At 58.2% G+C, this 13052-nt stretch carries 13 protein-coding genes; 10 read left to right on the forward strand and 3 right to left on the reverse strand.

Features of this window, described 5'->3' with window-relative positions; translation table 11 throughout:
- Positions 1-57: 57 nt before the first annotated feature.
- On the reverse strand, positions 58-495 hold the full coding sequence (locus ACZZ0B_RS06290; protein ID WP_007910454.1) for a universal stress protein: 438 nt from the start codon (positions 493-495) through the stop codon (positions 58-60).
- Positions 496-598: 103 nt separating this feature from the next.
- Here ACZZ0B_RS06290 and ACZZ0B_RS06295 point away from each other — a divergent pair, with 103 nt between their 5' ends.
- From ACZZ0B_RS06295 to ACZZ0B_RS06325, 7 genes are all read left to right on the forward strand, one after another.
- Positions 599-1036 carry a hypothetical protein gene (locus tag ACZZ0B_RS06295; RefSeq protein WP_463544618.1) on the forward strand — a complete coding sequence of 146 codons (438 nt, stop codon included), beginning with the start codon at positions 599-601 and terminating at the stop codon, positions 1034-1036.
- 522 nt (positions 1037-1558) lie between these two features.
- The gene (fadB, locus tag ACZZ0B_RS06300; RefSeq protein WP_463544619.1) at positions 1559-3706 is read left to right on the forward strand and encodes a fatty acid oxidation complex subunit alpha FadB; all 2148 of its coding nucleotides are present in this window, start codon (positions 1559-1561) and stop codon (positions 3704-3706) included.
- A gap of 32 nt (positions 3707-3738) precedes the next feature.
- A complete protein-coding gene (gene fadA, locus ACZZ0B_RS06305) occupies positions 3739-4914 on the forward strand; it encodes an acetyl-CoA C-acyltransferase FadA (RefSeq protein WP_008082213.1) in 1176 nt (391 codons plus the stop codon).
- 99 nt (positions 4915-5013) lie between these two features.
- On the forward strand, positions 5014-5250 hold the full coding sequence (locus ACZZ0B_RS06310; RefSeq protein ID WP_007910467.1) for a DUF1653 domain-containing protein: 237 nt from the start codon (positions 5014-5016) through the stop codon (positions 5248-5250).
- Between the two features lie 114 nt (positions 5251-5364).
- The gene (gene topA / locus ACZZ0B_RS06315) at positions 5365-7995 is read left to right on the forward strand and encodes a type I DNA topoisomerase (RefSeq protein WP_008082212.1); all 2631 of its coding nucleotides are present in this window, start codon (positions 5365-5367) and stop codon (positions 7993-7995) included.
- Between the two features lie 144 nt (positions 7996-8139).
- Positions 8140-8664, forward strand: a complete 525-nt coding sequence (locus ACZZ0B_RS06320; RefSeq protein ID WP_158828824.1) for a DUF6586 family protein — start codon at positions 8140-8142, stop codon at positions 8662-8664.
- A 106-nt stretch (positions 8665-8770) separates the two neighbouring features.
- Complete coding sequence (locus ACZZ0B_RS06325; protein WP_008082203.1) at positions 8771-9004, forward strand: hypothetical protein; 234 nt, start codon at positions 8771-8773, stop codon at positions 9002-9004.
- 97 nt (positions 9005-9101) lie between these two features.
- Here ACZZ0B_RS06325 and sulA read toward each other — a convergent pair whose 3' ends face one another.
- Both sulA and lexA read right to left on the reverse strand, forming a co-directional pair.
- On the reverse strand, positions 9102-9575 hold the full coding sequence (gene sulA, locus ACZZ0B_RS06330) for an SOS-induced cell division inhibitor SulA (protein WP_008082198.1): 474 nt from the start codon (positions 9573-9575) through the stop codon (positions 9102-9104).
- 10 nt (positions 9576-9585) lie between these two features.
- On the reverse strand, positions 9586-10194 hold the full coding sequence (gene lexA, locus ACZZ0B_RS06335) for a transcriptional repressor LexA (RefSeq protein WP_463544620.1): 609 nt from the start codon (positions 10192-10194) through the stop codon (positions 9586-9588).
- A 229-nt stretch (positions 10195-10423) separates the two neighbouring features.
- On the opposite strand from lexA, the gene ACZZ0B_RS06340 reads away from it, so the two are divergent.
- From ACZZ0B_RS06340 to ACZZ0B_RS06350, 3 genes are all read left to right on the forward strand, one after another.
- Complete coding sequence (locus ACZZ0B_RS06340; protein ID WP_007910473.1) at positions 10424-11131, forward strand: TetR/AcrR family transcriptional regulator; 708 nt, start codon at positions 10424-10426, stop codon at positions 11129-11131.
- 158 nt (positions 11132-11289) lie between these two features.
- A complete protein-coding gene (nagZ, locus tag ACZZ0B_RS06345) occupies positions 11290-12300 on the forward strand; it encodes a beta-N-acetylhexosaminidase (RefSeq protein ID WP_008082192.1) in 1011 nt (336 codons plus the stop codon).
- A 12-nt stretch (positions 12301-12312) separates the two neighbouring features.
- Complete coding sequence (locus ACZZ0B_RS06350; protein ID WP_463544621.1) at positions 12313-13050, forward strand: S-methyl-5'-thioinosine phosphorylase; 738 nt, start codon at positions 12313-12315, stop codon at positions 13048-13050.
- Positions 13051-13052: the final 2 nt, after the last annotated feature.

Here is a 13052-nt window from a genome sequence, read left to right on the forward strand (position 1 = left end):
CTGGTTTTTAAAACCAACGTCAAAAGATCGCAGCCTTCGGCAGCTCCTACACAAGGGTTAGCGTTTGACCAGGTGCACGGCAAGGACATCGCAAGGTGCGCCGTGCAGCACGTCATTCGCAGTGGAGCCGAGCAACAGCGCCAGACCATGACGACCATGGCTGCCGACCACGATCAGATCGCACGCTTGTTCCTTGGCGAAATGATGGATTTCCTGGCGTGGCTGGCCGTAGGTCAGGTGGCAATTGGCGCCTTCGAGTTCGGAATACTTGAGCTTCAGGCGCTCTAGGCGCTCCTTGGCCTGATCGAACTGCTGTTGTTGCAGTTGTGACAGATCCATCGGCACGTCGCCGCCAAACGCCATGGCCATTGGCTCGACGATATGCACCAGCGACAGCTTGGCGCCATTGCTCACGGAAAGCTCGCGGGCGCGGTGAATCACAGGGTCGCACTCTTCAGTCAAATCTACAGCGACCAGGATGTGGTGGTAGGGCATGAGGTGCTCCTCCTGAGGTTTCAATATTGTTAAGTATGGCTGGTTTCAAGCGCATTGGTTCCAAAGTGACACAATGCGCTCACCAAGAATGGGGAGTAGAGATATGACGGTCTGGTTGGTGGTGTCAATCCTGTTGGTGGTTTTAAGTCCGCTGGCATGGTTGCGCCCATCGCGCGCGCAAAGCGGCCGTATTGCCCTGCGCATGGAGGCGCGGCGCATTGGCCTGTCCATGCAATTGGCGCCTCAGGAATGGCCGCACTGGCTGTCGCAAGAGCCGCCGAGCCCGTGTGCGCAATACCATCGCCCGCGGCGTAGCAAGCAACCCGCGTGCTGGACTTACTGGCAGAAATCGCCGGGTGTGTGGGTCAATCAATGGCAGGAGGTCTGCGAAGACCGCGCGCTGCTCAATCATTTCGAAAAGTTGCCGGGCAACGTTTTCAAAATTGAGGCGGATGCGCAGATGATTGCCTTGTATTGGGGCGAGAAGGGCGAAGCCACGGTATTGCAAGATATCGACGCCACGCTGAAAGCGCTGGCGTGACGCGCGGACTTTTCCCACTGCAACGGTGGGGAACTTCCGGCAGACGCGCAATAAAAAGCCCGACATGATTCATCGGGCGGGGTTGGCCAGGCAGGCCGGTAATTCTTTGCTGATGTGCCGGGTGCATTAAGTGCATTTCCCTGTAGTCCAGCCAGCGTAGCCCGTTAAACAGGGCTCGGCGTGAATTAGGGCGAATTTTCTAACTATTGATTCTATGAATGGCTTCACATGCAGACGCGTGTTGCTGGTCTTCGTGGTACGGAAATGACCGCAAAGTCGCATTTCAACCCGCATTTTGGGCGATTGACAATTGTCGGAAATTCCGTGAAGGTGACGTACCCAAATCAAACGGGCGTATGAATTGAGCGTTTGTCTTACTGACCGCTCCTACAGAATCCCGACTATCGCGTTGGCGGGTGTGCCGGGTGGATTGGCGTTAGCATCGACGAAAAAGCGTCCTGCCGAGCCATTCGCCTGCGTCCGACGTGTACTGTTCAGCTTCCATATCGTGGAGATCAGTTGATGATTTACGAAGGTAAAGCCATCACGGTTAAAGCTCTTGAAAGTGGCATCGTCGAATTGAAATTCGACCTCAAGGGTGAGTCCGTCAACAAGTTCAACCGTCTAACCCTGAACGAACTGCGTCAGGCCGTAGACACCATCAAGGCAGATGCTTTGATCAAGGGCGTGATCGTCAGCAGTGGCAAGGACGTGTTTATCGTCGGCGCCGACATCACCGAATTTGTCGACAACTTCAAGCTGCCGGATGCCGAGCTGGTTGCTGGCAATCTCGAAGCCAACAAGATCTTCAGCGATTTCGAAGACCTCAACGTTCCGACCGTAGCGGCCATCAATGGCATCGCCCTGGGCGGCGGTCTGGAAATGTGCCTGGCGGCTGACTATCGCGTCATGTCCACCAAGGCCAAGATCGGTCTGCCGGAAGTCAAACTGGGCATCTACCCAGGCTTCGGCGGCACCGTGCGTCTGCCGCGCCTGATCGGTGCCGACAACGCCATCGAGTGGATTGCCTCCGGCAAGGAAAACCGTCCTGAAGACGCGCTGAAAGTCAGTGCCGTCGACGCTGTGGTTGCCCCAGAAAAACTGCAGGAAGCGGCACTTGAGCTGATCAAACGCGCCATCTCCGGCGAGTTCGATTACAAGGCCAAGCGTCAGCCGAAGCTGGATAAGCTCAAACTGAACGCCATTGAACAAATGATGGCTTTCGAAACCGCGAAAGGTTTCGTTGCCGGTCAGGCCGGCCCGAACTACCCGGCGCCGGTTGAAGCGATCAAGACCATCCAGAAAGCCGCGAACTTCGGTCGTGACAAGGCGCTGGAAGTCGAAGCCGCCGGTTTCGTCAAACTGGCCAAGACCTCTGCCGCGCAGAGCTTGATCGGTCTGTTCCTGAACGATCAGGAGCTGAAGAAAAAGGCCAAGGCCTACGACGAAATCGCCAAAGACGTGAAGCAGGCTGCCGTACTCGGCGCCGGCATCATGGGTGGCGGTATCGCTTATCAGTCGGCCTCCAAAGGTACGCCGATCCTGATGAAGGACATCAACGAGCACGGTATCGAGCAGGGTCTGGCCGAAGCCGCCAAACTGCTGGTTGGCCGCGTTGATAAAGGTCGCATGACCGCTGCGAAAATGGCCGAAGTGCTCAACGCCATTCGTCCGACCCTGTCCTACGGCGACTTCGGTCACGTCGATCTGGTGGTCGAAGCGGTCGTTGAAAACCCGAAGGTCAAGCAAGCTGTGTTGGCCGAAGTCGAAGGTCAGGTCAAAGAGGACACCATCCTCGCGTCCAACACCTCGACCATTTCCATCAGCCTGTTGGCAAAAGCCCTCAAGCGTCCGGAAAACTTCGTCGGCATGCACTTCTTCAACCCGGTGCACATGATGCCGCTGGTGGAAGTGATCCGTGGCGAGAAGTCGAGTGAACTGGCTGTAGCTACCACCGTTGCCTACGCCAAGAAAATGGGCAAAAACCCGATCGTCGTCAACGACTGCCCGGGCTTCCTGGTCAACCGCGTTCTGTTCCCGTACTTCGGCGGTTTCGCCAAGCTGGTCAGCGCCGGTGTGGACTTTGTCCGTATCGACAAGGTCATGGAAAAATTCGGCTGGCCGATGGGCCCGGCGTACCTGATGGACGTGGTCGGTATCGACACCGGTCACCACGGTCGTGACGTGATGGCTGAAGGTTTCCCGGACCGCATGAAGGATGACCGTCGTTCGGCCATCGACGTGCTGTACGAAGCCAAGCGCCTGGGTCAGAAGAACGGCAAGGGCTTCTACGCCTACGAGGCCGACAAGAAAGGCAAGCAGAAGAAAGTCGCCGATCCGTCGGTGCTGGAAGTGCTCAAGCCGATCGTTTACGAGCAGCGCGAAGTCACTGACGAAGACATCATCAACTGGATGATGATCCCGCTGTGCCTGGAAACCGTGCGTTGCCTGGAAGACGGCATCGTTGAAACCGCCGCTGAAGCCGACATGGGTCTGGTCTACGGTATCGGTTTCCCTCCATTCCGTGGCGGTGCACTGCGCTACATCGATTCGATCGGTGTTGCCGAGTTCGTTGCCCTGGCTGACCAGTACGCTGATTTGGGCGCGCTGTACCACCCGACCGCGAAACTGCGTGAAATGGCCAAAACCGGCCAACGGTTCTTCGGTTAAGCGTCCCAACTTTTGAGCGAGAGTGAAATTTTATGAGCTTGAATCCAAGAGACGTCGTGATTGTCGACTTCGGTCGTACTCCGATGGGCCGCTCCAAGGGCGGCATGCACCGCAACACCCGTGCCGAAGACATGTCGGCGCACCTGATCAGCAAATTGCTGGAACGCAACGTCAAGGTTGATCCGAACGAAGTCGAAGACGTGATCTGGGGCTGCGTCAACCAGACTCTGGAGCAGGGCTGGAACATCGCGCGCATGGCGTCGCTGATGACGCAGATCCCGCACACTGCTGCCGGTCAGACCGTCAGCCGCCTGTGTGGCTCGTCGATGAGCGCTTTGCACACTGCTGCGCAAGCGATCATGACCGGTAACGGTGACGTGTTCGTGGTTGGCGGCGTCGAGCATATGGGCCACGTGAGCATGATGCACGGTGTCGATCCGAACCCGCACATGTCGCTGTACGCGGCAAAAGCCTCGGGCATGATGGGTCTGACCGCTGAAATGCTGGGCAAAATGCACGGCATCACTCGCGAGCAGCAAGACGCTTTCGGCGTGCGTTCCCACCAGTTGGCTCACAAGGCCACCGTGGAAGGCAAGTTCAAAGACGAAATCATCCCGATGCAGGGCTACGACGAGAACGGTTTCCTGAAACTGTTCGACTACGACGAAACCATTCGTCCGGAAACCACCCTGGAAAGTCTGGCGGCCCTCAAGCCTGCCTTCAATCCAAAGGGCGGCACCGTGACTGCCGGTACTTCGTCGCAGATCACTGACGGTGCTTCGTGCATGATCGTGATGTCGGCACAGCGTGCACAGGACCTGGGTATCCAGCCAATGGCGGTTATCCGTTCGATGGCAGTGGCGGGTGTGGATCCGGCAATCATGGGCTATGGTCCAGTTCCGGCGACACAAAAAGCGCTGAAGCGCGCGGGTCTTGGCATCAACGATATCGACTTCTTCGAGCTCAACGAAGCTTTCGCTGCACAGGCCCTGCCAGTGCTGAAAGATCTGAAAGTGCTCGACAAGATGAACGAGAAGGTTAACCTGCACGGCGGCGCGATCGCCCTGGGTCACCCGTTCGGTTGCTCCGGTGCCCGTATTTCCGGCACCTTGCTGAACGTGATGAAGCAGAATAGCGGCACCTTCGGGGTGGCCACTATGTGCATTGGTCTCGGCCAAGGCATCTCCACCGTCTTCGAACGCGTTTAAGCGTCTCGTTGATGGAAGCCGGGGCCAAGTGCCCCGGTTTTTGTTTTTGTGGATTTATTTTTGTTTTTATTTTGAAAAAATTTGAGTGAGGGCCAAAGCATGCCGATACAACCTGGGCTCTACCAACATTACAAAGGTCCGCAGTACCGTGTTTTCAGTGTCGCACGGCATTCGGAAACCGAAGAAGAAGTGGTCTTTTACCAAGCCCTGTATGGCGATTACGGCTTTTGGGTGCGCCCTTTGAGCATGTTTCTCGAGTCGGTCGAGGTTGACGGCGAGCAGGTGCCACGCTTTGCTTTGGTGCAAGCCGAACCGAGCCTTTTTTCCAAGGCATAAGGCGAGTGCGCACAGAACCCTGTGCTTGACCTCACCTTGTATCAACTATATATAGCGGTGCCGCGTCAGGCGCCAACCGCCTTTCACTTCTAGAATTCAGGAATTTTCTGATCCATGGGCAAATCGCTGGTCATTGTGGAATCCCCGGCTAAGGCCAAGACCATCAACAAGTATCTGGGTAACCAATACGTGGTGAAGTCGAGTATCGGCCATATCCGAGACCTGCCCACCAGCGGTTCGGCTAGCGCCAGCAAAGAGCCAGCCGCCAAGCGCGGCAAGGCAGCTGCGGGCGAAGGTCCGGTGCTCTCGCCGAAAGAGAAAGCGCGCAAGCAGCTGGTCTCGCGTATGGGTGTCGATCCCGATCATGGCTGGAAAGCCAAGTACGAGATCCTCCCGGGCAAAGAGAAGGTCATCGAAGAGCTGCGCCGGCTCGCCAAAGATGCTGACACCATCTATCTCGCAACCGACTTGGATCGCGAGGGGGAAGCCATTGCCTGGCACCTGCGCGAAGCCATCGGTGGTGACGACAGCCGCTACAAGCGCGTGGTGTTCAACGAAATCACCAAGAAGGCGATTCAGGAAGCGTTCTCCAAGCCGGGCGAGCTGGACATCGATCGTGTCAACGCTCAGCAGGCGCGTCGTTTCCTCGACCGCGTTGTCGGTTACATGGTCTCGCCGCTGCTGTGGGCGAAGATCGCCCGTGGCCTGTCCGCTGGCCGCGTGCAATCTGTAGCTGTGAAGCTGGTCGTAGAGCGTGAGCGCGAAATTCGAGCGTTCAACCCGGAAGAGTACTGGGAAGTGCATGCCGATCTCGGCACCACCAAAGGCTCGACCGTGCGATTCGAAGTGGCCCGCGAGAAAGGCGAAGCCTTCAAGCCACTGAACGAAGCTCAGGCTACGGCCGCGCTGGAGAAGCTCAAAGCTTCCAGCTACAGCATCGTCAAACGCGAAGACAAGCCAACCAGCAGCAAGCCGTCGGCGCCGTTCATCACGTCCACTTTGCAACAGGCTGCGAGCAACCGCCTGGGCTTTGGCGTGAAGAAAACCATGATGATGGCCCAGCGTTTGTACGAAGCTGGCTACATCACTTATATGCGTACCGACTCGACCAATCTCTCGGCCGATGCCGTGACGATGGCGCGTGCTTATATCGAAGACGAGTTCGGCAAGAAGTATCTGCCGGAAACGCCAAACGTCTACAGCAGCAAGGAAGGCGCACAAGAGGCTCACGAAGCGATTCGTCCGTCCGACGCCAACACCATTCCAAGCAAGCTGGCGGGCATGGAGCGTGATGCAGAGCGTCTCTATGAGCTGATCTGGCGCCAATTCCTCGCTTGCCAGATGCTGCCAGCCCAGTACCTGTCGACCACCGTCAGCGTCGGCGCTGGCGATTTCGAGCTGCGTGCCAAAGGCCGCATCCTCAAGTTCGACGGTTACACCCGCGTCATGCCGCAGATCGCCAAACCAGGCGATGACGACGTTCTGCCAGATATGGCGCAGGGCGACGTGATGAAGCTGATCAAGCTTGATCCGTCCCAGCACTTCACCAAGCCGCCGGCGCGTTATTCGGAAGCCAGCCTGGTTAAAGAAATGGAAAAACGTGGCATCGGTCGTCCTTCGACCTATGCAGCGATCATTTCGACCATTCAGGATCGCGGTTACGTAACTCTGCACAACCGTCGTTTCTATTCGGAAAAGATGGGCGACATCGTTACCGAGCGTCTGTCGGAGAGCTTCTCGAACCTCATGGACTATGGCTTCACCGCCGGCATGGAAGAGAACCTCGATGACGTTGCACAGGGCGAGCGCGACTGGAAAAGCGTGCTGGACGAATTCTACGGCGACTTCAAAAAGAAACTCGAAGTAGCCGAGAACCCGGACAACGGCATGCGTGCCAATCAGCCGGTGATGACCGATATTCCGTGCACCACCTGCGGTCGTCCGATGCAGATACGCACCGCATCGACTGGCGTGTTCCTCGGTTGCTCGGGCTACAGCCTGCCACCGAAAGAGCGCTGCAAGGCCACCGTCAATCTGGTACCGGGCGACGAAATCGCTGCGGACGACGAAGGTGAATCGGAATCGCTGGTGCTGCGCGGCAAGCATCGTTGCCCGATCTGCAGCACGGCGATGGACGCTTACCTGCTCGACGAGAAGCGCAAGCTTCACATCTGCGGTAACAACCCCGATTGCGCAGGCTACGAAATCGAAGAAGGCAGCTATCGCATCAAGGGCTACGAAGGTCCGAGCCTGGAATGCGACAAGTGCGGCAGCGAGATGCAACTCAAGACCGGCCGATTCGGTAAGTTCTTCGGTTGCACCAACCCTGAGTGCAAGAACACCCGCAAACTGCTGAAGAGCGGTGACGCGGCGCCGCCGAAGATGGATCCGGTGAAGATGCCTGAGCTGAAATGCGAAAAGGTCAACGACACCTACATCCTGCGCGACGGTGCCTCCGGTCTGTTCCTGGCGGCGAGTCAGTTCCCGAAAAACCGCGAGACTCGTGCTCCGCTGGTGATCGAGATTGTGCCGCACAAGGACGAAATCGATCCGAAGTACCACTTCCTCTGCGATGCGCCGAAGAAGGATCCTGATGGTCTGCCAGCGGTCATCCGCTACAGCCGCAAGACCAAGGAGCAATACGTGCAGACCGAAGTCGACGGCAAGCCTACCGGTTGGAAAGCTTACTACGACGGCGGCAAGTGGACCGTTGAAGACAAGCGCGCAAAAGCCAAGGCTGAGTAAGCGTTAGTCCGGCACTGAAAAGGCCGCATGCGAACCCTCGGGTTTTCATGCGGCCTTTTGGTTTTCTGCTTGCGGTGGGATCGGCTGATCCACGACACTGTCCGGCCTGTGTGAAGCAATTATTTCGTTGTGGAGAGCGCCGTCATGGCTCACGAACTCTATACCCGTACCAATCAGAAAATCTATTTCGCCGGCCTGTCGCTGGAAGCCCTGGCTCGTGCTGAAGAGGGGCGGGCGATGAATTCCCTGGCGCTGATTCAGGCCGGTCGTGAATCGGCGTTGTTTCACCTCTACGGCGCTCTGTTGGGGCTTTGCCATGAGATCGCGGGCTTCTATCGTCTGCCCCAAGCCAGCGCGCCCCGGGCTGAGGCGTTGCTGACACGTGAAGTGCTGGAGTCGATTGCGATTCCCGAGCTGGCCGAAATGATTGAACTGGCGGGTAACTCGGAAACCTGGCTGGCAAAACTGCTGGCTGCACATTCAGCGCTGTTTCAACCACCGCGGGTGCCGCACAAGCCCAAGGGCGATGTGACACAGCCACTGATTCAGGCGATTAATCTGGACGAGGAAGAGGCGCCAGATGAGCTGAGCCGAGAGGAGCTGGAGAGCTGGCGGCAGAACCTCAAAGGCTTGGCGCTGCGTTTTCGCGAGGGGTTGAACGAGTGCTGAGGATGATTGACACGGTGGCAATCTGAAACATGCTGCTGGTCAAGATCCCGAGCGAAGCCTGAATGATGTCTATATAATCCCTGCCTTTCGTGGAGAACAGACCTATATGCCAACGTCCTTTCTAGAAATTGTCGAGTTACCAGACGGCCGAATCGAACTGCGCAGGGCTGAGGACGAAGGTTCTTTGGTGACTTTGGATTTCTCCGAGGATGCCAAGACTTTCCTTCAAGGTCAGCATGTGGAAATCGCCAAGGCGATGTTGAGCGTCGGCGTGCAGATGGCAGGCCGGATGATCGAAGGTGAGTTTGATAAGGAAGAGGGGCCGCGGGTTCTTCACTGATCCCCGCCTGCATTTCGTTTTTATCGTTACCGCTTCAGATCGGCTTCTCTGTCCCTGGAGAAGCCCTGCGCTTCACACAGCGCACGTTACTCGTCAATCAACCCAATCGAATGTTCAGGCTCTGAGCGTCGCCCGTGCGTGCAGCGCTGATCAGCTGTTGCCGTGAACCTGCGTTCAGCGGGTTGAGCCAGGTCACCACCGTGTGGCTGCGGCCCAGGCGTAATGCCTCGCACGCCAGTTGTTGAGCGCTTTGAGTGCCGCGCGGGTGCAACAGCAAGATGCGCTCGCGGTTCAGGCCAGCATCGCGCAACCAGGTTTGAGTCAAGCTGGCCGGTGGCGCAATCAGCGTCAGCCAGCGAGCATCCTGGTCCTCGCTCAGTTCGCGAAGGATCGGGGCAAGAAGGTTCAGGCAGTTCCCCGCCGCACCACGCAGTGACAGCTCACTGAATACTTCAGGTTCGGCAGTCCACGGGCGCTCGACCACTTCTTTGAGGGTTGGCGCCATCGGTTGTGCCAGAAACGCTTCGAATAAAGGCAGTTGTGTTTGCTGAGGTGTGTGTGGGAACTGCATAGAGCCTCCATTAGCGGCGGATAACGCCGACACTCAAGCCTTCGATCACCAGTTCCTGAGCTTTCAGGTCGACTTCGATAGGGGCGAACTCAGGGTTTTCGGCCATCAGCCAGACCTTGCTGCCTTCGCGCTTGAAGCGTTTGACGGTCACTTCGTCTCCGATACGTGCAACGACAACCTGACCATTTCGCGCTTCGCGGGTGGTGTGGACGGCAAGAAGGTCGCCATCGAAAATGCCGATGTCCTTCATGCTCATGCCGTGCACGCGCAACAGGTAGTCGGCACGAGGGTGGAAGAAGGTTGGATTGATGTTGCAGGACTCTTCGATGTGCTGCTGGGCGAGAATCGGTGCACCGGCAGCCACACGGCCGATGATCGGCAGGGTGGAGTCATCAGCCTTGGCTTCAAAGCCAGGGATGCGAATGCCGCGAGAGGCGCCGGGAGTCATCTCGATGGCACCCTTGCGAGCCAGTGCCTTGAGGTGTTCTTCGGCCGCGTTCGGCGACTTGAAGCCCAGTTCCTGAGCGATTTCCGCGCGGGTCGGCGGGTAGCCGTTGTCTTCGAGGCAACGTTTGATAAAGGCCAGAATCTCGGCTTGGCGTGGCGTCAGCTTTAGCATATTGATCGCTCTGTCTTTTTATACAGTGACTGGGATTATATACAGTGAAGCGGTCTTGGCAATGCCCGTTTTTTTGCACGCCGCCAGACGGTCGGCAGGTGCGCTTATTAATGCGGCGGGCATGTGTGGTTAAATAGCTGACCGACCATTCCCAAAACGAACCGGCAGGCTTGACAACGCACAGGCTGAAACGTATGTTTCAAACAAGTGTTTGTCAGGCGGAGTAGCCATGGCCCAGTCGGAAACCGTTGAACGCATTCTTGATGCTGCCGAGCAGTTGTTCGCGGAGAAAGGTTTCGCTGAAACCTCATTGCGTTTGATCACCAGCAAGGCTGGCGTCAACCTGGCAGCAGTGAACTATCACTTCGGCTCAAAGAAAGCCCTTATTCAGGCAGTGTTCTCACGCTTCCTCGGGCCGTTCTGCATCAGCCTCGATAAAGAGCTGGAGCGCCGTCAGGCCAAGCCTGAAAACAAGCCGACCCTTGAAGAACTGCTGGAAATCCTCGTCGAGCAAGCGCTCGTGGTGCAGCCACGCAGCGGCAACGATCTGTCGATCTTCATGCGTCTGCTCGGCCTCGCGTTCAGCCAGAGCCAGGGCCACTTGCGCCGGTATCTGGAAGACATGTACGGCAAGGTGTTCCGTCGTTACATGCTGCTGGTCAACGAAGCCGCGCCACGGATTCCGCCGATCGAGTTGTTCTGGCGCGTGCACTTCATGCTTGGTGCCGCCGCGTTCAGCATGTCCGGTATCAAGGCCTTGCGTGCGATTGCCGAGACTGATTTCGGCGTCAACACTTCCATCGAACAAGTCATGCGCCTGATGGTGCCGTTTCTCGCCGCAGGCATGCGCGCCGAAACCGGCGTTACTGACGCGGCGATGGCGACCGCGCAGTTGCGCCCGCGTAGCAAATCGACACCGGTTGCCGCCAAGGTTTAACCGTACACGGGTGGGCGCGGCAGCTTGTATCCGCTAAGCTAGCCGCCCATGCCGACTCTCGTTGTGAACCCGATCTCGATAGAAATTGCTGACCTGCCGAGCATTGCTCACGGTAGCGATTTGCTGCGGATCGGGTTTTTCGTTTTCAAGGAATCTCTATGACTGCTGGCCTGCAAGGCTCGTTGATGGTGGACGTCGCCGGTACCTGGCTGACGGCTGAAGATCGCCAATTATTGCGCCAGCCCGAGGTGGGCGGCCTGATCATTTTCGCGCGCAATATCGAACATCCGCGCCAGGTGCGTGAGCTCAGCGCCGCGATCCGCGCGATTCGCCCGGACCTGCTGCTGGCGGTGGATCAGGAGGGCGGTCGCGTGCAGCGCTTGCGCCAAGGCTTCGTACGCCTGCCGGCGATGCGCGCTATCGCCGATAACCCGAATGCCGAATACCTCGCCGAGCAGTGCGGCTGGATCATGGCCACTGAAGTGCTGGCGGTCGGTCTCGACCTGAGTTTCGCCCCGGTGCTTGACCTGGACTACCAGCGCAGCGCCGTGGTGGGCACCCGTTCATTTGAAGGTGATCCAGAGCGTGCCGCACTGCTCGCGGGAGCCTTTATCCGGGGCATGAACAGCGCCGGCATGGCCGCCACCGGCAAACATTTCCCCGGTCACGGCTGGGCTGAAGCCGATTCGCACGTGGCGATCCCGAATGACGAGCGCAGCCTCGACGAGATCCGTGCCAACGACCTCGTGCCGTTCGCCAAACTCAGTAAACAACTGGCCGCGATCATGCCGGCGCACGTCATCTATCCGCAGGTTGATTCGCAGCCCGCCGGTTTCTCCCGGCGCTGGTTGCAGGACATCCTGCGCGGCGAATTGCAGTTCGATGGCGTGATCTTCAGCGATGACCTGTCGATGGCCGGCGCCCATGTGGTCGGCGACGCCGCCAGTCGCATCGAAGCTGCACTGACTGCCGGTTGCGACATGGGCTTGGTGTGCAACGACCGCGCCGCTGCCGAACTCGCCCTGAGTGCTGCGCAACGCATGAAGGTCAAGCCATCCGCGCGAATCGCCCGCATGCGCGGTCAGGCCATCGCCAGCACCGAATATCGCCAGGATCCGCGCTGGCTCACCGCTATCGGCGCGCTCAAAGACGCTCAACTGATCGATTAAGGATTTTTCGCTATGACGGTTTACGCAATCATCGGTGGCACCGGCCTGACCCAGCTCGAAGGCTTGACCATTCGTCAATCGCTGGCGGTGGACACGCCCTACGGCGCGCCATCGGCCGACGTACAGATTGGCGAATACGCCGGCAAGGAAGTGCTGTTCCTCGCCCGTCACGGCCATCCGCATCGCTTCCCGCCGCACAAGGTCAACTACCGCGCCAACCTGTGGGCGCTGAAGCAAGCGGGTGCCGAAGCGATTATCGCAGTGAATGCCGTGGGCGGGATTCATCCTGCGATGGGCACCGGGCACTTTTGCGTGCCGCATCAGATCGTCGACTACACCAGCGGTCGCGAGCACAGCTTTTTCGCTGATGACCTGGAACACGTCACCCACATCGACTTCAGCTTTCCTTACAGCGAACCGCTGCGTCAGCAATTGATCGCCGCGGTGGCGGCTGAAGGCTGCGATTACAGCGATCAGGGCGTTTACGCCTGCACCCAAGGCCCGCGCCTGGAAACGGTCGCCGAGATCGTGCGTCTGGAACGTGATGGCTGCGACATCGTCGGCATGACCGGCATGCCGGAAGCGGCATTGGCCCGCGAGCTGGATCTGGATTACGCCTGTCTGGCGCTGGTGGTGAACCCTGCGGCGGGCAAGACCACCGAAGTGATCACCATGGCCGAGATCGAACAGGCGCTGCATGACGGCATGGGCAAGGTGAAGTCGGCATTGGCGCGGGTGTTGGCCAGCTAAGG

Source organism: Pseudomonas sp. AC247 (assembly GCF_979258015.1).